Genomic DNA, 23,057 nt, shown 5'->3' with positions numbered 1-23,057 from the left:
AGAGCGTCAGGATTCAAGTGCTTTCAGGTACAAGGCGCCATGATCGCACGCGCGGAAGAGGCCAGGGCTATCTGTCATGTGTTGTCGGGCCGGGCTAATCCGGCGCTGCGGGCTGCGGGAGCTGCAGGGCCGAAATATTGCCGCCCCGGGCTGGAGAGTGAGCCGGATCAGATGCCAAAATCATCAAATGCAATCTTTTCTTCCCTGATTCCCGCTCCTCGCAGCAGGTTGAGAACGGCCTCCAGCATAGGCGGCGGTCCGCATACGTAGAAGCTGCAGCGCCCGGGGTCCGGGTGTGTGGCGAGAAAATTGTTCCGGAAGATCTCGTGGATCCACCCCTTGTGCCCTTCCCATTCCTGGTGAGGCTCCAGATGCGAGAGTGCGACTTGCCATGAAAAATTGTCGAAGTCCGTGGCCAATTGCTCGAATTCCTCCCGGTATGCCAGCGCCTCCGGGGTTCTTGCGCCGTACCAGAGCCACATCCGGGACGTCGAACCCTTGTTGAGCAACTGGTCCCGGATCATCGAGCGCAGGGGGGCAATGCCGGCACCGCCGCCGATAAAGACACGCTCTTCCTCGTGCTCGCCCACATGGAAATCTCCGAGCGGGCCCCTCAGGGAAAGGGTATCGCCCGGTCGGCGCGAGGTCATATAGGCCGATCCGAGACCGACGGGCGCTCCGGCATGTTCGGGACCTGCCAGAACGAGGCGGACATTCAGCGTCACTTCGCTGCCGGTCTCGCCTGGCGCATTGGCAAGGGAATAGGTGCGAACGAGCGGACGAGCGGACTGGATGCGCTCGCCCGTTCCGGATGTCCGCCACAGCGATTTGACCGGATCCGGAAGGTTGATCTGGTCCAGGTCCGTACTGTAGGGCGGAATTTCCACTTCGATATAGCTGCCAGAGCGAAATCCCAGGGGCGCCGGAAGGGCGATGCGAATTTCAAACATGTCCGGCGTGAGACGTCTGGAAGAGACGACTTCGCCGTCAAGGCGTCTCGCGTCAAGCAGGCCGTCGGGAAGCGTGACGGACACGTCAGATGACAGACGATGCTGGCAGGCCAGCCGGACACCCCGGTCAAGATCCGCTTCCGGTATCTGCCTGCGATCGGCGGCTGTTGCCGGCGAATCAGGACTCGTCTTGATCTTGCAGAGCCCGCAGGACCCGCCCCCTCCACACGAAGAGGGAAGTGCATAGCCTTCAGCCTCCAGTGCGGCGTAAAGGGTCTGGTGTCCCGGGGTTCGGACAGTCTTCAGCAGGTCCCCGCTCGGGCTTGCCACGGACAGGAGGACCGGTTTCTTGCCGGTCAAGCGGGAGACGATGGCGCGGAAATCCTCCCGGTGGAAGCTGTCCCACCAGAGCACAAGGCCGCTCAGGCCGAGCCAGAAAAGGATAAGGGCCGACAGGATGACGAGTGGATTGTTGAAGTTCGACCTATTGGAATAGTCCATGATGTGGAGCATCCAGAGCGTATCGAATGTTCGCCAGTAATTGTTCCGCCTTTCAAGTATGTCGCCCGTTTCGGCAGACACATAGAGGCTTGTACGTTCCGGATCACTGAAGTTGACCTGCCAGGCGGGGCCGGCATGGTCCCTGATCTCCAGCGTCGGATGTTCGAGATGTCTGACGGTCGAAATTCCTGCATCGCCGGAATAATCGCGCGCCGCAATTTGCCGGGCACCGCTTTCATCGATCGCAATCGGGGATCCACTTGCTGCGTCCAAAAGGTATGCCCCCCCTCCGGTATCGACCTGGAAGACGGCTCGATCTGAGAGGAGGCGCAATTCGACCCGGCGGACATCCGAAGCACTCCCGGATAGTGGCGGAGCGATCTGCTCAGCAACCTCCGCCAGAAGCAGTCCTGGTTCTGAATCCACCCTGTGATGGTCGCCGGCGACCTTCGCGTGCGGCAGAATGGCCATGCCCAGACCACTGAACATCCACAGCAGCAACTGCAGTCCGAGCAGAAGGCCAATCCATTTATGAACTTCCCGAATGATTGTCATGGGTCAACGGACTCCGCGGCGGTGTTTGAAGCTGAACCAGAGCAACCAGATACCTGCAATCGAGAGGATGAGTCCAAGACCGGCAAATGCGCGCAGGAGTGTGTTGTTCACATCGGCCCTGTCCTTGTAGTCCATGATGTGCAGCATCCATACGAAATCGAAAATCCGCCAATAATCGTGCCGCCGGGTAACAAGCGCCCCATCGTCCGGTGAGACGTAGAAGGACGTCCTGCCCGGGTCCTCGAAATCGATTCTCCACAGAGGCAGCTTTCGGCCCTGTATTTCGCTTGGCGCATTGGCCTGATCCACGAGCAACTGCGCGGATTTTGCCTCGCCCGGGCGGGCATAGTGGTATTGGGCAACGGCGATCGCGTCGGTCCGGTCGAGAGGAGACCGCTGGATTCCGGTCTGCGCATCAACAAGGACCCGGCCATCAATCGTCTGGACACGGTAATACGGCTTGCCGAGCCATGTTTCGAGGGAAATCAGTTCAGCTTGCGGATAGCTTGACATGACCTCTTCGAATCCGAAGCCCGGCGTGTAGCCCGGCGGTAGCGTATCGGACATGTTGCGGACGAGATGATCACCATGAATGAAGTTCAGGTTGATGATCACCATGTAGAGGCCGGATGCCAGCCAGAGCATGGCCTGTATTCCGACAAACAGCGAAACCCACTTGTGCCACTGGCGTACATTGAAGGCGATTGCTCTGGCCATGGCCGGCACCTCACATTGATCCGGTATGGGAAGGGGAAAACCGGACCCCCATCGGTAGGCAGCCTGCCGATGGGGGTCCTGAAAGCCTGCGCTATCGTCTGTAGGTCACACGCAGATAACCGCGCCGACCGAGCAGGTCATAGGTCATCGTATCGGTATTGCCGTCCGTCCAGCTGGCCACGAAGGGCGGGTCATTCTGGAAGATATTGTCAATCCCGACACTCAGGCGAAGCGCGTCGCTGAGATCATATGACAGCTGTGCATTGTGGTAGAACTGGGCGGGAATACTGGAGCCCGGACCGGAGGTGGCATAGAAATCATCGCCTTCGCCGATCATCTGAACGGAATAGGTTCCGCTCCATTTCCGGGCCGTGGTCGTCCACGATCCGACAGCGCGCCAGTTCGGATAGCCGCCATTCCCGCCGCCGATATGGCCGTCGATGACCGTCGGTGTGTCGCCATCAAACGCGACCGTCTCATATTCGGAGAGATAGGTCGCTTTCAGATCAAGCGCGTGGTCGAGGCCAAACTTCTCGAAAGAATAGACGACGCCAATGTCCAGGCCCTTCATCGTCTCGCTACCGGTATTGGCGTTCTGCGTGGAGAGATAATTGACGTCACCATTGAGCGGGTTGCGGGTGTGATGCTGCGGGCCACAGAACTCGTGCGACAGGTTGACGGATTCGTAGCACAACAGGAGCTTGGTGGAACCTGGCGTGGTCCGGATCGCATTGTCGATCTGGATGTCAAAATAGTCGAGTGTCAGAGACAGACCTTCGATTGGCTGGAAGACCGTCCCCAGGGTGAAGGATTCTGCCGACTCCGGCTGGAGATCCGGGTTGCCGCCGGCATCTGTCAGGACCGTATTGCCGAGCTGGACATAATTGGTCGGTACCCCGGCAGCCTGGCAGTTCTGGTAAATGTTGCTTGACGGAGACAGGGATGACCAGTTCGAGCACGGATCGACCGTCGTCAGGTTGCCTTCGGAAACCCCGCCAAAGAGTTCCGGTATGTTGGGGATGCGGAAGGCAGTTGTATAGGTGCCGCGGAACTTGAGCGCGGGATTGATCCGCCAGTTCAATCCGGCCTTGTAATTGGTGTCGCTTCCGAACAGGTCATAGTCGGAGTAGCGGATCGCACCGTCAAAATCGAGCGCCTCGATGAAGGGTTTGTCCTTCAACAGGGGCACGTCGATTTCGGCGAAGACCTCGGTTGCCTTGGTGGATCCGGAGATGGGGTCCTCCTGATTTCCGAGCGCCAGGCCGGCAACCGCGAGAGAGTCGGGATTGCGCCAACCCTTGTCTTCCCGCCAGTCAGCACCGAACGCGACGCCGACAGGTCCGGCCGGAAGCTGGAAGGCCTCGCCGCTCATGCTCGCACTGATTGCCTTTTGCTCATTTCCGCCAAGACCAGTTTGGGTGAACACGATATAGTCCAGCACGTCCTGGGTGACGTCTCCGTATCCGAACAGGTCAGCACACGGAATGCCCCCGGTTCCGCAGGTTGCGGGATCGAGTGTCTGGGCGAGTCTGCCGGTATTGATATTGTTGAGAATGGAGTCCGAACCGGTATTGCGGCCCCAGTTCAGGGCGGCCTCATAGCTCCAGGAGCCACCGAGCGAGCCCCTGACACCTGTAACGATACGGAACGTATCGGTTTCCTGCTCGAACGTCCGCGCGCCATTTTCGAGCAGACGGCGGCGTTCGAGAACAAAATCGATCCCGGTTGGATTGGTCGGGTGAGAGGCATCGAATGCAACATTCACCAGCGTCGCCGGAGAGGCCGGCTGGCTTGACCAGCGCTTCGTATAGAGCAGTTCGGCAAACAGGTCGGCATGCTCGGTCAGGTGATAGGTGCCAAAGGTCGCAAAGCTCAGGCGTTCCAGCGGATTGGACGCATTGAAGTAGCGGTTGTAGTTGAACCCGTCCAGCGCACCGTCATAGATATGGAAAGAGTCGCCATCTCCATTCGGGTCCTGGTTGAAATTGATCCGTGTCGGTCCGGTCAGGACCGTGCCATCCGGCATGACATATCCGGCCGGAACTGTACCGCGGCCGCCGATCGTCGACGAGCTCAGCCCGTCGCATACAAAGCCGTTTGGCGTCGGCGTACCGGGGCAAGGCGCGCGGCTCTTGTCCCAGAGAGGGGCGGCTCCATTGTCCTGATAGCTGACATTGAACATGATGTCGCCGGCGGGCGTTGAGTTGCCCCAGCTCATTTCCAGGAGGGTTTCCTCGCCGTCCCCTTCATCGGTCATGCCATACTTGGCCGATGCTTCGAACCCGTCATACCCTTCCTTGGTGATCAAGTTGATCACGCCGGCAACGGCGTCTGCGCCATAGGTTGCCGACGCGCCGTCCTTCAGCACTTCGACGCGGGATACGAGCGACATGGGTATCATGGAGAGATCCACCGCGCTGTTCGCCCCGGTTCCGCCATAGACAAGCCTGCGGCCATTCAGAAGGACCAGGGTCCTGTTGACGCCAAGGCCGCGCAGGTTGATCTGGGGCGTGCCCCAGCCATTGGAGACCCAATAGGCGCTGTTGGAGTTACCTCCAAATCCGGCAGAGGACGGAAGACGCTGAAGCAGCGTTTCGAGGTTCGAAATGCCGGTCTGTTCGATCTGGACGCTGTCGAGGACCGTGACAGGGCCGACGCTGGTCAGGTCTTTTCGTTTGATGCGGCTGCCGGTGACTGTGACTGTTTCTTCGACTTTCGCGCCGTCCTCGCCGGAGGACTCCTGTGCAGCGGCAGGCTGGGCATAGAGCCACAAAACGATCGGCGCGATGGCGGCACCCATCAGAATGCGATTTTTTGCTGGAGACATTGATTATTCCCTTTCCCCGTTTCTTGGACCTTGTTCGAAAACTATAGACCTGTCTATACAGCTTGCAAGTCCGGGATTTGGATTTTTTTGTCTCGAAATTGTCCCTGCCAAAAACTGGTGCGCTGCGCCGTGCGAATTGCCCAAGAATTCAGCGCAGAAGGGCGTTCAGGGCCGGATGGCTCAAGGTCAAAACGACCACGAACGGCCAGGTATCGGGCTGACCATACATCTGGGCACGGACAAACCCGGAACGCTGCTTGTCATGGCAATATATTGCGCATGAGGGCGCAGTAGCGGCGAGAATGCGCGGCGAGGCGGGAGGGGCGAGAAGATTATGTCTGCTGGCGCCTCCCTCGCAGGTGCAGGGCGATATGACCGACGGCGAGGGCCGGGAGCTCAAGGTGGCCGCCCAGAACCTCTTCCAGGCCTTTGACCGGCCAATGTGGCAGATGGCCCAGGTTCATTCTGTCCCCAATGTCTCTTTCGGGAGTTTAAGGGCAAGTGTCTGCCAGATCAGGAATGCGGCGGGGATGACGAGCAATGTCAGTACGGTTGCGCTGGTCATTCCGCCGACCATCGGGGCGGCAATGCGGCGCATGACTTCAGAGCCGGTTCCGGAACCCAGCATGATCGGGAGGAGGCCGGCAATCACGACCGCGACCGTCATCATGATGGGGCGGACGCGAAGCAATGCTCCCTCAATGACCGCCGCGCGAAGGTCAGACCTGGTCAGATCGCGCTTTTCGGCCCGCGCCTGCTCGATTCTGGCCTCCAGAGCATGCTCCAGATACACCATCATCAGAACGCCGATCTCGACGGATACCCCGGCGAGCGCAATGAATCCGACACCGACTGCAACCGACATGTTGTAACCCAGCATGTCCAGGAACCAGAGCCCGCCGACGAGCGCCAGGGGCAGGGTCCCCATGATGATGAAGACTGGCACAAGCCGCCTGAAATTGAGGAAGAGCAGCAGAAGGATAATGACCAGGGTCAGCGGAACGACGAGGCTGAGGCGCTGCTTGGCGCGCTGCATGTATTCATACTGGCCCGACCAGGACAGGGAATAACCTGCGGGCAGGTCGATTTGTTCGACCGCCTTCTTGGCATTCCTGACATAGGTTCCGATGTCGACATCGGATATGTCCACATAGATCCATCCGTTCAGGCGGGCATTCTCGCTCCTGATGACGCCCGGCCCGCCGGAAATGGAAATGTCGGCAAGGCGCGAGAGGGGGATCTGTGCTCCGGTCTTCGTCACGACCGGGAGGTTTTCCAGCCGTTCCAGAGAGTCACGATATTCCCGGGGATAGCGCACATTCACAGGATAGCGCTCCAGTCCCTCGACGGACTGGGTGACGGTCATGCCGCCGATGGCGGTCTTCACCAGGTCCTGCACATCTGCCACATTCAGCCCGAACCGGGCCGCTTCCTCACGCTCGATATCAACATCCACGAAGCGTCCGCCGGTCACCCGTTCGGCATAAACCGAAGATGTTCCGGGAACGTCCTTGATCACCGTTTCAATCTGCTGGGCGACATCGCCGATGACCTGGAGATCAGGACCGGCAACCTTGATCCCGATCGGGGTCTTGATGCCGGTGGCAAGCATGTCGATCCGGTTCTTGATCGGCATGATCCAGACATTGGTGAGACTGGGAACCTGGACGATCGAATCCAGCTCCTTTTTCAGCTTGGCGGTTGTCATGCCGGGACGCCAGTCTTCCTTTGGCTTCAGGCGGATCGTGGTCTCGACCATGGTGAGCGGTGCAGGGTCGGTCGCCGTCTCTGCCCGTCCCGCCTTGGCGTAGACTGTCTCGACTTCCGGAACAGTCATGATCAGCTTGTCGGTTTGCTGTAATATCTGGGACATTTTCCCGGCCGAGACCGCCGGGAATGCGCTCGGCATATAGAGCAGATCGCCTTCGTCGAGATCCGGCATGAACTCCGACCCCATCCGGCTGAGGGGGATGATCGCGCTGGCCATTACCGCGAATGCGATCACGATCATCAGAACCGGCGCTCTGAGAACCATGTTGATGAAGGGCTGGTAGATCCCCATCAACAGACGGTTCACCGGGTTCTTGTGTTCGGGCAGAACCCGGCCCCGGATGAAGTACCCCATGAGTACCGGCACAAGCGTAACGGACAGGATCGCCGCGCCGGCCATCGCATAGGTCTTTGTGAAAGCCAGGGGATGGAATAGCCGTCCTTCCTGGGCCTCCAGTGCAAAGATCGGGAGAAAGCTGAATGTAATGATCAGCAGGGAGAAGAAAAGCGCAGGGCCGACCTCGATTGCCGCCTGGGTCACGACCGCCCAGCGGTTTTCATTCGTCAGAGGCGTTCGCTCAATGTGCTTGTGCATGTTCTCGATCATGACGATCGCGGCGTCGACCATGGCGCCGATGGCGATGGCGATCCCTCCGAGCGACATGATGTTGGCATTAATGCCCTGAGCGTTCATCACGATGAACGCCGCCAGTATTCCGAGCGGCAGGCTGAGCAGGATGACAACCGCGCTGCGAACGTGGAACAGGAACAGGGCGCAGACCAGGAGCACGACGATAAATTCCTCGACGAGCTTTTCCTTCAATGTGTCGACGGCCCGCTCGATCAGGGAAGACCGGTCATAGGTTGTCACGATCTCGACACCTTCAGGCAGGCTCTCCTTCAGGGTTTCCAGTTTCTTTTTCACGAGGTCGATCGTGCGCATGGCGTTTTCGCCGTAGCGCATGATTATCACGCCGCCGACCGCTTCGCCCTCACCATTGAGTTCGCCGATCCCGCGCCTGAGTTCCGGGCCGAGGCGGATCTGGGCAACATCCCGCAGAAGGATCGGCGTGCCCTTGTCGGTCACCGCCAGAGGAATGGATTCGAGGTCCTTGATGCCCTTGATGTAGCCGGACGCGCGAACCATGTACTCGGCTTCGGCCATTTCGATGACGCGGCCACCCGTTTCTTGGTTGCCGCGTACGATCTCGGAACGGACCTTGTCCAGCGGAATGCCGTACGTGCGGAGTTTTTCCGGGTCAACGACGACTTGGTATTGTTTGACCATGCCCCCGATCGTTGCGACTTCGGATACCCCGTCGATCGTCTGCAATTCGTATTTCAGGAACCAGTCCTGTATGGAGCGGAGCTGGGAGAGGTCGTGCCGGCCGGTCCGGTCGACCAGGGCATACTGATAGACCCAGCCGACCCCGGTTGCGTCCGGACCCAGCGCGGAGCGGGAGGCCGCTGGCAATGTCGGTGCGACCTGGGAGAGGTATTCAAGAACCCGCGAGCGGGCCCAGTAGAGATCGGTTCCGTCCTCGAAGATGACATAGACGAAACTGTCATTGAAGAACGAGTACCCGCGGACCGTGACCGCGCCGGGCACGGCCAGCATGGCCGTCGTCAGCGGATAGGTCACCTGGTCTTCCACGACCTGGGGCGCCTGGCCCGGATAGGTGGTCTTGATGATGACCTGAACATCGGAGAGGTCCGGAATGGCGTCCAGGGGCGTCTTTTTAAGGGTGTAGCCGCCCCAGACGGCCAGGAGTGCGGCGAGCAGGAGGATCAGGACCCGGTTCCCGATGGACCAGCGGACAAGACTTGCAATCATTGTGCGTCCACCCGGGCCGGCGAGATCTTGCGGATGTCCGAGAGGACGTAATTTCCATTGTCGTCCGGCGCGGCCCTGACTGTAATGTCGACATTGTCTCCCTTGCCGATGTCTTTCAGCAGAGCCGGATCCGTCACAAACGCCATGGTCATGGATGGCCAGCCGAGGGCTTCGACCGGGGCGTGCTCGATGGTCACCATGCCATGCGCCTGCATGACAGATACGACCATGCCGCGAGTCTGCGCCGTATCGGCGGGCTGTGTTTCTGGCGCGCCTTCCTGCCGCATTTCGGATGACGAACCCATATCCATGGACGCACCTTCGTTCTGGCCGGCCGTCAGCCTCAGCATGGTTCCGCGCAGGCTTGCTTCGGAGTCGAGCAGGAATTGCGATGAGACGACAATTCTTTCCCCGGCGGCCAGACCGGACAAGATTTCGATATCGTCCCCGATTTCACGGCCGGACACCACCTGGGCCGGTTGGTACCTGCCATCTCCCAGCGCCAGGATGACGCGTTCGGTGCGTCCGGTCCGGATGAGCGCTTCGCGCGGAATGACGACCTTGTCCGATGCGTCTGCGGACGGAACGTCGGAGCTGGTTTCGATCCTGAGACGCACAAACATGTCCGGTCTCAGCAGCCCGTCCTTGTTGTCAAAGCTGATCCGGACCTGAACGGTCCGCGCCCGGGCGTTGACGGTCGGGTAAATATATTCAACGAGGCCTTTCCATTCGCGGCCGGGCATCCCACTCATCCGCATGGTGACTTCCTGACCGGGACGGACCTGGTGGACCTGGTCTTCATAGACATCGGCAATTGCCCAGACCGTTCTGAGGTCGGCGATCTTGAGCACGTTCATGCCGGGTTTGACGAACCCGCCTTCGCCAGCGCCCATCTGCGTGACGATGCCGCTTCTCGGAGAATAGACATTCAGCAGGCGCTCGGACTGGCCGCTCTCCTTCAGGCTCTCGATGGCGCGGTTACTCATGCCGAGGGAAACCAGCCGTGATTTTGTGGCCGTGATCAGGTTCTGGTTGCCCATGCGCGTCGCCTGCAGATACTCGTCCTGCGCACTGACGAGGGGGCGCGAATAGATCTGGAACAGCAATTGTCCCTTTCTGACCTCATCGCCGATCGCCTTGACGGGCATGTTTTCGATCCAGCCTTCAGTCCGGACGTCCACAACGGAAGTATTGTCGTCATCGATCTGGACCGTACCGACGGTTTCGACGGCGGGAAGCGCTTCGCTGGTGGCGACAATCGCTGTCCTGACCCCGATATTGTTCTCGACTGCCGGATTGATCCTGACGAGGTTGCGATCGTCGCCCTCACTCTCGTCATCGGCATAAACCGGAATAAGCTCCATCCCCATGGGCGACAGGCCGGGAGAGTCGCTGCGGTAACTCTTGTCCATTGGTGCGGCCCAGTAGAGGGGCTTCCTTTCTGCTGAAGGCTGCTTCCCGGATGCCTGACCGGCGCTGCCGCTGGCCAGGCTCATGACCACGGCCCCGGCGCCAAGCCCGAGACCGAATGCGGTCGCGAGCAGGATAAGCTTTGTGGTGCGCATGCTAGTCTCCACTCAGGAACAAAAGGTTGGCCTGCGCCTGCAGCCGGTCGACTCTCAGGCGGCTGAGAGTCAGTTCCGTATCCAGAACGGCGAGTTCTGCGCGGACGAGTTCGGCAAAATCGGCAAGATTGTTGCCGTAGGCGGCCATGGCTGCTTCGCGGGTGTCCCGGGCACGATCGAGGACATCGGTTTCATAGACCTCTATCTGTTCGCCCAGGCGCGTATATTGCGCCCAGTCCCGGCGCAGCGCACGTTCGAGTTCCAGGGCCTGTGTGTCCCGCGCCAGTCTCTCCGCTTCGCGCAGCCGCTTTGTCGCGCGCAGGGCATAATCCTTGTTCTTTTTCGAAAAGAGGGGGAGCGAGACGGCGACCCCGACGGATCCGAAGTCCGACCGCGAGTCCCGGATGCCGTATTGGGCATCGAAACTGATACCCGGCTTGTATTGTTCCGCAGCAATGTCGACGTCCCGGCTCTTCGATGTGACGCTGGCGTCAAGAGCCCGGAGCGAGGGATGGCTGGCAAGGCGTTCCCGAATGAGATCTTCACCGGTGACCGGGGGGAGAATGGGGGCGCCTGATGCAAGCGGCCTCGCCCCTTCCAGGGGGCCGATCAGCCGGATCAGGTCTGCCCTGGCCCGGTCCTCATTGCGCTGGATGTCGACAAGCCGCGCGTCCAGCGAAGAGGTTTCCAGATCAATGCGAAGGACATTCTGCAGGGAAGACCGCCCGCTGGCATAGTCGGCCTGGGCAACGCCGCCAAGTTCACTGACCTTGCGCTGGCTTTCAAGCGTGAGTCTGCGGGCATCTCGCCAGTAAGAGAGCTCAAGCCAAGTCTGGCGCGCTTCAAGAGCAATTTGCTGTTCCTGCAGGGATTTGTGAAACCGTGCGCTTTGTGCCTGAGCCGTCTGTTTTTCACGCGTGAGGGCAAGCGTCTCACCTTTTGGAAGCGCCTGGCGCACGCCGAATTTCAGCTGCGTCATCGGTTCCCGGTCATAGTCGAGGCTGGGAAACGGGACATTGGCGATCTGGGCGCTGACAACCGGATCGGGCAACTGGCTCTCGGCGACCGCCTTGTCGTCAAAGGCAAGCGCTTCCTGTTCCAGCCTTGCGACGCTCGGATCATCAGCGCCGAGCGCTATATCGACAGCTTCCGGCAGGGTCAGGGGCGCTTGCGCAAGCGCAAGGCCACCCATTGGCAAGCCAAACGCACCGCATAGAAGGAGCGTCGCAAGCAGGTGTCTGTAATTCACGGGGCGGTTTTCTCCGATTGTCGGGTTTCTCTACAGCCGATTTCGGAGGCACGGCTGTCTGCGGATCGGGCGGGGGTGTTCCTGTGTTGCCTGGGCAATTGCGGGCAGTCCGATCAGGGGCACTGTTGTAGGGACCATGGATCGGTATTTGGCGCAGGTCATGGTTCACCCCCTCGATACAGGTTGTTGTCATCTGCCTCCATTACGCACCTGCCGGCTTGCCCCCTCAAACAAAGCGCGAGGAGCCTATGATCTGAAAAAAGTCCGGCCTCTGGGGTGTGACCAGCACGGATCGCCGGCGCGACACACCTTGCCGTCCGAGCGGGCGGCCTGCCTCCGCCGGGACCGGCGCCTCTGCAAGAACAGGGCTTCGCTTCTTTGGCGAAGCGCCAGGAATTTCCTCCAATCATCAGTGTGACCCGAAGGCACCTCTGGTTTCCCTCCTTGCCTCGACCAGGAGGGGGGCGATGGAGATTTCGGCGGACGGATGACGGACACTATTGGTGGAAACGATCCGCGATGCGACGGTTTGAAGGGTTGCATAAGATTGATCGGCAAAGATAGCATGCACCACGACGCAGACGGGTTTCGGAAATCCGGCCGACTGGAAATGCCGTGCGGCCTCGATCATCGTCCGTCCGGAAGAGACGATGTCATCGATCAGGACTGGTTGCCGTCCGGCCCAATCGGCGAGGCCAGGCGCCGCGATTTCGACATCGCGGTCTCCGTTGCGTGTCTTGGAAAGGACCAGGTAAGGCGCGCCCGCCCGGGAGGCCACATCGGATACCCATTGCTCGCTTTCGGAATCGGGTCCGATCACGAGGGGGTTTTCAACATTCTGCCAGATCCAGTCGGCAAGGGCAGGTGCTGCATGGACAACCCGTGTGGCGATCGGGAAGATTTCTCCCAGATCATGTATCCGGTGCAAATGCGGATCCACGGTGACCAGCCGGTCGAAAACGCTCGACAGCATCCGGGCAAAATGCCGTGCTGACACGGACTCTCCTTCGGAAAATCGCCGGTCCTGGCGCATGTAAGCGAGATAGGGGGCAATCAGTCCGACGGATTCTGCGCCGAGCTCGCGGGCCGTCGCGGCGGCAAAGAGGAGCCCAGTCAACTGAGGGTCGGGGCGCGCAAGCGTGCAGACCAGATCGACATGCTTTCCTCTGACATCGGTTTCAATGCGGACATAGGTTTCTTCATCGGGAAACCGGCGGACCGCAAGGGTGCCCAGTTCACCCCCCGTCAGCCGGGCGAGCTCGCTGGCCATGGCGGTGTTGCCAGGAAGAGGAATATAGAGCGTCATTCAGGAGAGCTTTCGATGGTAAAGATGTCGGTGTGGCTGAGGGCATAATCCCTGGCATAGGCAAGCTCGCCCGGCGCCTCGGCATGGATGGAGGCGATGGCTTCATCCGGGGCCAGCCAGTCTCCAAGACGCTTGTGCAGGAGGATGCCGGCGGCCGGACGTTCCGGAGCGCCAGCAAGTTTTGCGAGTCTTGCAAGCTTGCGGTTGTCGATGCGCGTCAGCCTGCCAGCAAGGCGGGGGAGGAGAGGGGCTGAGTGGTCCGCGACAGGGGGGACCCGAAGCCCGCCCTGCGCTTCGCATATGGCCTGGAATTTCGACCAGGCCGATCCGTCATCAAGCGCCTCGCGGGCTACGTCTCCGCCCTGGCCTTCCGCCACGCGGCCTGCAAGTTCAAGCGCTGCTCCGGCAAGGGTAATCGCGCGCGCCCGCAGGTCGAGAGGCGCCGCCGGTTGCCGCTGAAGGACGTGCAGGACATCCCATGCTTCCAAGGCCGGACCGATCCCGCGGCCGACGGGCTGGTTGCCGTCGCTCAATACAAACCGGGTCTGCAGGCCGAACCCCCCGGCGACCGCCGTCATGTGTTCGATCAATGCTTCAGCATCCGGCCGGCTTCTCAATTTGGCGGTCGGCCCAACCGGCAGGTCGAGTACGACATGGGTTGCGCCCGCAGCGATCTTCTTCGACAGGACGGACGCGATCAGCTGGCCTTCGGCATCGATATCGAGAGCTCTCTCGATCCGGATAAGCACGTCGTCGGCGGGGCTCAGCTGGACGGCGCCGCCCCAGGCAAGGCATCCACCCTCTTCTTCGACAACCCGGCGGATCTCGGACATCGACAGATCGACGCGAGTGAGAGTTTCCATTGTGTCGGCGGTTCCGGCTGGAGACGTGATGGCTCTCGAAGAGGTCTTCGGTATTGTCAGGCCCTGACTGGCAAGGATCGCCACAACGATCGGCGTCGTCCGATTGCCGGGCAGGCCTCCGATGCAATGCTTGTCGATTACCAGGTTCGCATCCCAGCTCAGCCGTTCGCCCGCCCCGACCATGGCATGTGTCAGGGCTTTCATTTCCCCGAGATCGAGCTTCAGGGTGGAGCAGGCGGATATGAAAGCGGCGAGGTGCACATCGGAATATTTCCCCGATGCGATATCCGAGATGATCCTGTCGAAAGCGTCCGCGCCAAGCCGTCTTCCGGTCATCCGCTGGCGGACATCGGACAGGGATGGGAGCGTCGGTGCGTGGGCAATGCCGAGGTCTGCACCCGGGACAGCGCCGAGCCGCTTCCAGGCGGCTTCCGAAAGCCCCGCCTCAGAAATGGGTAGCCAGTCGTCCTCGATCTGGTGCAGCGTGGCGATCACCGATCTTGTGCCACAGGTGACAAGGATCCTAGAGCGTGATGTCAGGCCCTCGGCGCGGCAGACCGGACAGTCGGTGCGCATGAGGATGATGGCATCGTCCTGGGTATGCCATTTCAGGCGCCGGGCCTTCAGGGGTTGGCCGCCGGGATCATGATCGCCGGGCACGATCAAGCGCCTCCTGCGAGATCGTAGGTATGATCTATGCGGACAACATCGCTGGGCCAGCCCAGGTCCTCCTGTATCCTGTCATGGAAATGGCTGGAGGCTTCCGGTTCCCCGTGAACGATAAATGTCCTGGCTGGCGGGGCCGCAAAGCCATCCAGCCATTTCATCAGTTCATCGGCATCGGCATGGGCTGACAAGGCGGGGAGGCTGGCGATTTCCGCTCTGATTTCAACTTCCTTGCCGAACATGCGAACTGACCTGGCACCTTCGAGGATCTTTGCGCCGCGCGTCCCGGCCGCCTGGTAGCCCGCGAACAGGATCGTGTTCTTCCGGTCCCCGCCAAAGGCTTCGACATGATGCAGGACCCGGCCGCCGGTCATCATGCCGCTGGCTGCGATCACCACCTTTGGCATGCGGTCGCTTGTGATGGCCTTGGAGGCTTCGACGTCACGAGCATAACTGGCAATGTTGCAGGTCTCCATGCACACATCGGGTGTAAATCTGTGATCATCGAGGTGGGCGCAAAGAAGCTCGGTCGCGTTGATGGCCATTGGGCTGTCGAGATAGATCGCGACGTTTGCAAAGCGTCCTGCCTTCTTCAGCATCCAGATATGATAGAGAAGCAGCTGAGCGCGTCCGACGGCAAAAGCCGGAATGACGACCGTCCCGCCGCGGCCGACGGTACGGCCGATGACCTCGCCAAGCTGCTCCATGGGGTCGGTCTTCGGGTGGGTCCGGTCCCCATAGGTGGACTCGATAACGACATAGTCGGCCTTGCGGACGGGTTCGGGATCGAACATGAACGGGTCATCATATCGTCCGAGGTCCCCGGAAAAGACAATCGTCTTCCCGCCCCAATGCACTTCGAGCGTGGAGGCGCCGAGAATATGGCCTGCGCGCCGCAGGTAGACGCGGGCTCCGATGTCGAGCGCGATATCTGTATGGAACGCAACCGGCACCAATTGCGCGATTGCGGCTTCGGCATCCGCTACCGTGTAGAGCGGCTTTGCCGGCTCATGCTTAGTGTAGCGATAGCGGTTTGCGCGCTCGGCGTCCCGCTCGGATATGTATGCGCTGTCGCGCAGAAGAATTTCGCAAAGGTCCTTCGTCGCCCCGGAACAGTAGATCGGGCCACGATAGCCTTCCCTGACCAGTTTTGGCAGATAGCCGCTATGGTCGATATGGGCGTGCGTCAGGACAATGGCGTTGATCGAGGATGGGTCGACGGGGAAGGGCGCCCAGTTGCGCTCCCGCAAGCCCTTGAATCCCTGGAACAGGCCGCAATCGATCAGCAGGCGCTGTCCGTCATGTTCGAGAAGGTGGCGCGAACCTGTAACGGTTCCCGCTCCCCCAAGGCTCGTCAGGGTCAGAGTCATTGCACGGTCTCCGTTCGGTGGATGGGTAAAACCTGTTTCAGCACGGACGGGTCGCCGGTACCTTCAATGGCGCGGCGCTCATCTTCCGTGAGCAGGCCGGCCTGCCGGAGACCGGCGATCGTCATGGCCGCGTCAACCGCGTGGGCCCAGGTACAGCGATTGGCAAACAGCATTCCTGGTACATCCAGTGTACCACCTCGTGAGAGATATCCGAGCGCCCGCAGCCGGCCGGGGCCTTCGTCGATACGTCTGAGCAGGCCGGTCATGGGTTCCGGCCGGGTATGGGTCAGGAGTATGCGGGGCAGGCCGGCCGGAAAAAGCGCGCGGACAATATGATCCGGTGCGGTGCTGGCCGTTTCGATCGGGTCCCGGCCGGAACGGAACCGACCGGGTTCAAGAACCAGGGTGACGCAGGAGGCCACGCCGCGCCCGGCCAGCCGGTCATGGGCCGCAAGCGCCTCGACCGCCTGGTAGGCTCCGATGGCGACGAACTGGACGCGTGCGGATTCGAGGTCTCCGGCAATCCGGATGGCGCCGGTCCTGAGCGCATCGGCGGCCTCTTCCTGGGTTAGGAGCTCGCCGACCTGTCGTTTGGGAATAACAAGACAGGCGATTTCGCCACGTCCGCGATAGACACTGTGGAGGGCTTCCGCGGCGCTGTTTGCGTCGACCGGAAAGATGACACGCGCCGTATCGGACATCTCGCCGAGCAGGGCTTCGGGCAGGGTCGGATCCTGATGAGATTGCTCGTTCTTGGCGTTCTCCCAGGTGTGGGATGTCGCGATCAGGGGGACACTGATCCAGCCGGGGGGCTGGCCGAGTTCCTTCTGGCGGCGCGCAAAGATGATTTCCTGCCGCAGGGCGCCCAGCATTTTCATGGCGAAGGCTTCATAACTGACCGCCAGGTTCAGTCCGGCCTTGTTGCCGAGCACAGCCGAGATGACGGCTTCTTCGTTCAACGCGGTAATGATCGAGCCATTGATGTCTTCCGGCGTGCCGGGTTCGGGGACGTTGACCCGGTGCTTCAGCAGTTCCAGCGTGAGCGGCATGTGATTCGAGCGAAGCTCGTCGGGGTTCGCAACCCGGATGCGCAGGTGCGGATTGGCGCCCGCAATGCCGGCGAAACACCGGTCGATGCCGTCCATGGCGCAGGCCGGGGGCTCGCTTCCAGACCCTGCCGCCGCGTGTGGAGGAAGGTGCGGGCCCGGTACATTCCGAACGGCGCAGGCGTTCCGGCTTTCCAGCACTCGCCCTTGCGCCTTGTGGGTGCTCAGTGAACGGATTGCGTTATCCAGAACGTCATGTGGTGTGAAGAGTGCCCTTGCCCCTTCATTGAAGGCCGCTCGCGCTGCGGGGTCGGTATGGGGGTTGCCGGCGAGAGGGAGGTTATGGGCCCGGTTGGTCCCAGCGCCCGGGAAACCGTAGCCCTTTAAGCACGGCGCAATGAGATAGGGGAGCCTTGCCGGATAGGGGCCGTCAGCCTCTGAGAGTCCGACCAGCCGCTTTTCGGCTTCAAGGATGCCCCAGGCATAGGACAGGGGATCGTGACCATCCAGGATGATCGGGTCAAACCCGCCCAGTTCAAGGTGGCGAACCAGCCAGTCGAGACCGCCTTCCTGGGAGATTTCCGTTCGTTGTTCGATCCGCCTCCCATTGAGGACCATCGCCGGAACGGCAAAGCCGCTGTCGGAGGCGCGCCACCATCTCGGTGCCCAGTCGGATCCGCGCTGCTCCTCGAACGCGCCATCGCTCAGAAAGGCCACCAGGCGTTCCCCAGGCAACGGCATATGGATATATTGCAGGCTTGCAAAGCCGAGGTACCCGCCTTCCGAGAGGCCGCCGGCCGTATTTGGATTAACGTGGCTTCCAAGGGGAACGGCCGGCTTTCCATCGGACGTCATGGCATAGCTGTAAAAATCGCGGACGAGCCGGGTCAGTCCGGCTTCGCTGCGGTCATACCGGCCGCGCTGCGAAGCGGATACATCGCCCGTGAGTGTGTTGACCGCTTCGATCGCGGCCACGCAATGGCCCTGGCCAAGTGTCCAGGCACGTGTGTGTCCGCTCAGGGCGTTGGCTGCAAGGTAGCCCGCAAAGGCGATCGCCATGTTCAGGGAGCCGCCGGTGTGGCCTTCGGGAGACGGCTTGAAGTCCTCGGCAGAAAGAGGGGTTCCGGACAGATCGACCCGGCAGGCGTAAGTCATGTGCGCGACGAGCCACATCGCCGCATTTGCCAGGCGGTCAGTTGCTGCCAGCACGCTTTCTGCCTGCGGCTCGGTCAGGGCCAGCTCGCCGCGCCGGGCCGAATGCAGAATGTCTTCAAGGCGCAGACGGGTTTCTTCCGTGTGGACGATCACGCCATATCCGTCCTGCCAATGTGCTGTCATGATTTACCGGGTTCCAATTGCCTTGTGCGCCTCATGCGCCGCCAACAATCACACATACGCCGTGCCTCCCTCTTCCCCTCATGCCGGGTAGCAAAAGGTTTCCGGACCAGATCCCGCCCGTACCGGACCAAAACAGGGCAATTCCCAGGCAACAGCCGCTTGTGCAGACCGTCAGTCGTTCAGAAAAGCCGCGCCTTGCGCGTCAGCAGGAAAACCAATGGTGGCAGGATGACCCATTGCAGGATCGGGGCAAGGCCTGTGGCCAGGGGACCGACCGTCGGCATAGAGTCCCGATAGGCCCAGCTGCCGCGCAGGCTGACATTCAGCCACTCACTGAAAATGAGATAGGCAATCCCCAGAAGCGTCGCTGCTAGCGCAACGCGCCAGTAGTACTCCGCGGGCCAGTGCCGCCCGCCGAAGGCAAGCCGAGCCAGGGCAAGCGTTGCTGATCCGATCAGCCCGTCCCCGATCGTGCAATGAAGGATCGCGAAAGTCTTTTCGGCCAACGAGGCTTCGGTCCAGATTGTATAAAGCGGCAATTGCGCGATTTCCCAGACGAGATTGACGACAGTCAGGACGAGGACATAGGAGAGGGCAAATCGCAGTGGCCTGCGGGCCGGGTCGAGTTCTGTGATTTTTTTCCTCATTTGCGTCATGTCTCCCTCTCGCCAAGCGACGAAATTCCTGCAAACAGGCAATCTGGCGGTTCGGTACAGCCCGTGCAGTCAGCTGATTGCAAGGACGCTTGTCGATGCATACCAATTATTAGCAGTAGATTCATGAGGGGGTGTTGAAACTGCCGCGTACAGGGCAATACGTAATCCTCCCTAATCTTGCTATCTGAAAGGAGAGCGCCATGAACAAGGATCTCGACGCCCTCATCGCGGGGATCAAGGCCCTGCCGGCCGATCGCGACCTCAGCCATATCGAGCCCGAAGTCTGGGCCCGGGTCGATGCACGGGCCACGGGAACACAAAGGGGAGGCCTTTTCGGCGTTGCAACCAATGGCCAGGTTTCCGCCATGCCTGTGCTCTCCCGCAGCATTGCCGTTGCGCTTGCGGTCGGTCTCTTCGTCGGGGTCATCTCTGTTCCCAGAACTTCCGGACCGAACGAGCTTTCGGTGTTTTCGGTTGAGGCGTCGTACGGACCTTCCGGATTATTGCGCTAGGAAAGCTTATGCGGCTTGAACACTGGATCATCGTTGCCTTTGTTGCGCTGTGCGCAGGCATGACCGGCGTTTTTCTTGCCGGAAACTGGTCCCCGGCGCCGGAGGTCCAGCGGGCTTCGGGGCTACATGACCTGATCCACAAGGACCTTGAGCTCTCCGACGCACAGGAGCAGCGCCTTGAAGTCGTTGAACGCAAGTTCGCGGCGCGCAAGAAGGCGCTTGAAACAAGGTTGCGAGCGGCCAATCTCGCGCTCGCCGACGCGATCGAGACCGACAAGGCGAATTCCCCCGCTGTCCAGGCGGCGATTGATGATTTTCACGAGGCCATGGGGGAGCTGCAGAAGCTCACCATCGAGCATGTGTTCGAGATGCGCGAGATACTGGATGAGGAGCAGGCTAAGGCGTTCGACAAGGAAATCGTTCGGGCACTGAAGGAGCAATAGACATAGTCGCGTGGCCCATAATGAGCGAACAGACGCGGAACTTGCCGTTGCGGCGGCGGGAGGCGAGGAGCGCGCCTTCACCGAGCTTATGCGCCGCTACAAGGAGCCGCTCTATCGCTACATTCACCGGTCCATGCGCGGGGATGAGGACGCGTATGACGTGCTCCAGGACGCATTCACGGCCGCCTGGCGGTCAATCGACCGCTATGATCCGTCACGCAAGTTTTCGACATGGATCTATCATATCGCCCTCAACAAGGTGCGCGATCACGGAAGGAAACGTGCGGTAAGGAGTTTCTTCTTCCAGGCCGCGCCGCTCGACGTTCCGGACCGTCCGGATATCGCGGACCACGGGGCGGACATCCCGGGCGGTTTTGAAATTCACGATGAGCTGAGACGCGTGTCCGCCATGATCGACGAATTGCCGGAGAAGCTGAGGGTGGCGTTCACGCTGCAGGTCCTGCAGGACCTGCCGCAGATCGAGGTCGCAGATATTCTCGGCGTATCGGTCAAAACCGTCGAGACGCGCGTCTACCGGGCAAGAAAAATCCTCCAGGCGCAGGTCGAGTCCGCCGATCAGTGATCGCGCCGCCCAGGTAAGGGTGACGTCCGGGGATTCCGGCTGGACGCGAGATATAGTCCAAGCGCGGCCAGCATCGCACCAAGCGCGACATTTCCTCCGATGGTTTCCCCGAAGAAGGCTGCGCCGGCGCTGACGCCGATCAGCGGTACCAGGAAGCTGAAACTGGCCGCTTCTGAGACGTCCAGCGATTGCAGGACCTTGTGCCAGAGCCAGTAGGCCAGTGCGGTACCGGGAAGTGCCAGGACTGTCAGGGAGAGCGCAAAGCGTGCGGACCAGGTGATGGCGAGCGGGTCCGGGCCGAATGCTGCAAGCAGGGCCAGAGGCACGGCGCCAATCACGAGCTGCAATCCCATGGCCATGGATGCATCGACGCTGGCGGACACATTCTTGATCGCGATATTGCCTGCCGCCACACCGCCTGTGGCAATCATGACGAAGCCCATGCCGTTCAGGGCCTGGTCACCCCCTGCAGCAAGGATTTTCGGGGCAGCGACCAGGGAAACGCCGACAGCCCCCAGAACGAGGCCCGTCCAGTTCACGAGGCGGGGGCGCTCCCCGAGAAACAGGAAGGCGAGTATAGCCGTCATCATGGGCTGCAGGCTTTCGATCATGGTGGCCAGCCCCGGAGACACGAATTCGGAGGCGTGGAACATGCCGAAATAGCCAAGACTGGTCATGCTGAGCCCCGTCAGGCAGATCCACCCCCATTCCGCCGCGCTGGAAGGAAGGCGGCATTTCCGTGCACCGGCAATCGTAAGAAGGCCGCCCCCTGCAAGCAGGGCGCGCAAGGCGGCGAAGGTCAGATGCGGCGCATCAGGCAGGCCCATTGCGATAAACGGATAGCAACCGGCCCAGAGGAGCATAACGAGGATGGCAAGCGCGTGCGGGCCGGTCATGGAACCCCTTGGTCGGTCAGGAAACATATTTGCAGTGCGCAAAGCTGTCTGCCTGAGGGGCGCACGCACATGCGACGTAATACGTTCCAGGAGCGCACATCCCCTTGCGTTCCCGAGGTTTGAAAAGGAGTTTACTCATGAAACCTGTCTGGATAGCGGCTGCAATGCTCGCCCTATCGCCCGTGGCACTGGCTCAGGGCGGTCACGATTCCCACGATCATGGCGACAAGCCCGCCGCCGAATCCGGCGCTGCTGGCGGAACTTCCTGCATGGCGGGCAAAGAAGGCATGCCTGATTGCAAGGCCGGCATGGAGGGCCAGATGATGACGCAGGGCGGCAACATGATGGATCATGACGGCATGAAAATGGGCGACGGCATGATGATGGACCATGACGGCATGAAAATGGACGGCGATGGCATGATGATGGGCCAGGATGGCATGAAGATGGACCAGATGGGCGCCGGTGATTGCGATGCCAAGCATGAAGCAAAGGGACATGATCCCGCCGATCACTGTCCGAAGACTGAGGATCAGGAGGCCGGTGACGAGGCTCAATAGGCCCCGGCCAACAGACCGCAATCTTGCGTCCGCTCCGGACCTCGTCCTCAAGAGATGAGGCACCGTTTGGCGCAAAAACAGAGACAGCGGCAATGGTCCCACACATTGCCGTCAGGTCCTGCAATGCTCCCGTGCGTCCTTCCCCCCCACGATCCCGGCGCATTGCAGGACCGCCCCCCGGGGCACAGCAGAACCATGATCGGGATCGTGAAGACCTGAAGCCTGCCACCGCGGAGGGGTCTGCGGGCCGGATAAGGGAGTGCTCCGAATGATCGACGAGATGCCTGCAAGCGACGAGCGACGGAACTTCATTTTTGTCACGACCGGCGCTGTCGCGTTTGGTGGGGCCGCGATGGCGGCCTGGCCGCTGGTCGACCAGATGAACCCCGCCGGGGATACGCGAGCCTCCAGTTCCCTGGATGTCGATATTTCAAAGATAAGGGTCGGTAGCGAGCTGAGGGTCCTGATCGGCGGCAAGCCATTTTTCGTCCGGCACAGGACGGAAGTTGAAATCGCCGAAGCCCGTGCGGTCAATATTTCGCGGCTTCGCGACCCGGAGACCGACGAAGAGCGCCTGCGTCCCAATCAGGATGGGGGCCTCAATCCCGCCATTCTGATAACTTCTGGCGTCTGCACACATCTTGGCTGCGTTCCGCTTGGTCCCAATCAGGGAAATGTCGGAGACTATGGCGGATGGTATTGTCCCTGTCATGGGTCACATTATGATACGTCCGGCCGGATCCGGAAGGGACCGGCGCCTCTCAACCTTCCCGTTCCGGAATATATCTATCAAAACGGCAATATCGTCACGATTTCCATTTGATACGCCGTCCCTTCGCGAAAAGCATGA

Annotated in this window: 17 protein-coding genes; 5 read left to right on the top strand and 12 right to left on the bottom strand. The window is 60.7% G+C overall.

Features of this window, described 5'->3' with window-relative positions; all coding sequences use genetic code 11:
* Nucleotides 1–167: 167 nt before the first annotated feature.
* The 11 genes from HY17_RS13410 to HY17_RS13360 all read right to left on the bottom strand — a co-directional run bounded on the left by HY17_RS13410 (nt 168) and on the right by HY17_RS13360 (nt 19,204).
* Nucleotides 168–2,006 carry a PepSY domain-containing protein gene (locus HY17_RS13410; protein ID WP_034767332.1) on the bottom strand — a complete coding sequence of 613 codons (1,839 nt, stop codon included), beginning with the start codon at nt 2,004–2,006 and terminating at the stop codon, nt 168–170.
* Between the two features lie 3 nt (nt 2,007–2,009).
* Nucleotides 2,010–2,723, bottom strand: coding sequence for a PepSY domain-containing protein (locus HY17_RS13405; protein ID WP_034767330.1), 714 nt, complete (start codon nt 2,721–2,723; stop codon nt 2,010–2,012).
* Nucleotides 2,724–2,814: 91 nt separating this feature from the next.
* The gene (locus HY17_RS13400) at nt 2,815–5,550 is read right to left on the bottom strand and encodes a TonB-dependent receptor (protein WP_081813149.1); all 2,736 of its coding nucleotides are present in this window, start codon (nt 5,548–5,550) and stop codon (nt 2,815–2,817) included.
* 460 nt (nt 5,551–6,010) lie between these two features.
* Nucleotides 6,011–9,154, bottom strand: a complete 3,144-nt coding sequence (locus HY17_RS13395; RefSeq protein WP_034767328.1) for an efflux RND transporter permease subunit — start codon at nt 9,152–9,154, stop codon at nt 6,011–6,013.
* Nucleotides 9,151–10,719: an efflux RND transporter periplasmic adaptor subunit gene (locus tag HY17_RS13390; RefSeq protein ID WP_051600096.1), complete on the bottom strand. Its 1,569-nt coding sequence runs from the start codon at nt 10,717–10,719 to the stop codon at nt 9,151–9,153. Before HY17_RS13390 ends, HY17_RS13395 begins: the two co-directional genes overlap by 4 nt.
* A 1-nt stretch (nt 10,720) precedes the next feature.
* Nucleotides 10,721–11,968, bottom strand: coding sequence for a TolC family protein (locus tag HY17_RS13385; protein WP_139068944.1), 1,248 nt, complete (start codon nt 11,966–11,968; stop codon nt 10,721–10,723).
* A 409-nt stretch (nt 11,969–12,377) separates the two neighbouring features.
* The gene (locus HY17_RS13380) at nt 12,378–13,274 is read right to left on the bottom strand and encodes a ribose-phosphate pyrophosphokinase (RefSeq protein WP_034767323.1); all 897 of its coding nucleotides are present in this window, start codon (nt 13,272–13,274) and stop codon (nt 12,378–12,380) included.
* Nucleotides 13,271–14,797: a thymidine phosphorylase family protein gene (locus HY17_RS13375; protein ID WP_034767572.1), complete on the bottom strand. Its 1,527-nt coding sequence runs from the start codon at nt 14,795–14,797 to the stop codon at nt 13,271–13,273. The genes HY17_RS13380 and HY17_RS13375 overlap by 4 nt, the downstream gene beginning before the upstream one ends.
* A gap of 2 nt (nt 14,798–14,799) precedes the next feature.
* Nucleotides 14,800–16,173 (bottom strand): MBL fold metallo-hydrolase RNA specificity domain-containing protein, encoded by a 1,374-nt coding sequence (locus HY17_RS13370; protein ID WP_034767322.1) that lies wholly within the window; start codon nt 16,171–16,173, stop codon nt 14,800–14,802.
* A complete protein-coding gene (locus HY17_RS13365; protein WP_051600095.1) occupies nt 16,170–18,557 on the bottom strand; it encodes a xylulose 5-phosphate 3-epimerase in 2,388 nt (795 codons plus the stop codon). Before HY17_RS13365 ends, HY17_RS13370 begins: the two co-directional genes overlap by 4 nt.
* Before the next feature lie 179 nt (nt 18,558–18,736).
* On the bottom strand, nt 18,737–19,204 hold the full coding sequence (locus HY17_RS13360; RefSeq protein WP_051600094.1) for a hypothetical protein: 468 nt from the start codon (nt 19,202–19,204) through the stop codon (nt 18,737–18,739).
* Between the two features lie 209 nt (nt 19,205–19,413).
* Here HY17_RS13360 and HY17_RS13355 point away from each other — a divergent pair, with 209 nt between their 5' ends.
* Genes HY17_RS13355 through HY17_RS13345 form a run of 3 tightly spaced genes read left to right on the top strand, consistent with a single transcriptional unit; the run spans nt 19,414 to nt 20,751 of the window.
* On the top strand, nt 19,414–19,725 hold the full coding sequence (locus HY17_RS13355; protein WP_034767320.1) for a hypothetical protein: 312 nt from the start codon (nt 19,414–19,416) through the stop codon (nt 19,723–19,725).
* 8 nt (nt 19,726–19,733) lie between these two features.
* The gene (locus tag HY17_RS13350) at nt 19,734–20,168 is read left to right on the top strand and encodes a Spy/CpxP family protein refolding chaperone (RefSeq protein WP_034767318.1); all 435 of its coding nucleotides are present in this window, start codon (nt 19,734–19,736) and stop codon (nt 20,166–20,168) included.
* Nucleotides 20,169–20,178: 10 nt separating this feature from the next.
* Entirely contained in the window at nt 20,179–20,751 is a 573-nt protein-coding gene (locus tag HY17_RS13345) for an RNA polymerase sigma factor (RefSeq protein ID WP_034767315.1), read from the top strand.
* Here the strand turns inward: HY17_RS13345 and HY17_RS13340 are convergent.
* Entirely contained in the window at nt 20,745–21,647 is a 903-nt protein-coding gene (locus HY17_RS13340; RefSeq protein WP_034767312.1) for a DMT family transporter, read from the bottom strand. The two genes, HY17_RS13345 and HY17_RS13340, sit on opposite strands and share 7 nt — an antisense overlap.
* Before the next feature lie 137 nt (nt 21,648–21,784).
* Here HY17_RS13340 and HY17_RS13335 point away from each other — a divergent pair, with 137 nt between their 5' ends.
* Both HY17_RS13335 and petA read left to right on the top strand, forming a co-directional pair.
* Entirely contained in the window at nt 21,785–22,207 is a 423-nt protein-coding gene (locus tag HY17_RS13335) for a hypothetical protein (protein WP_034767310.1), read from the top strand.
* Nucleotides 22,208–22,475: 268 nt separating this feature from the next.
* Nucleotides 22,476–23,030, top strand: coding sequence for a ubiquinol-cytochrome c reductase iron-sulfur subunit (gene petA, locus HY17_RS13330; RefSeq protein ID WP_034767308.1), 555 nt, complete (start codon nt 22,476–22,478; stop codon nt 23,028–23,030).
* Nucleotides 23,031–23,057 lie beyond the last annotated feature (27 nt).

The organism is Hyphomonas sp. CY54-11-8, assembly GCF_000682735.1.
Classification (GTDB): domain Bacteria; phylum Pseudomonadota; class Alphaproteobacteria; order Caulobacterales; family Hyphomonadaceae; genus Hyphomonas.
The sequence above is the reverse complement of the archived record's forward strand: the minus strand, read 5'-3'. Positions and strand labels throughout refer to the sequence as shown.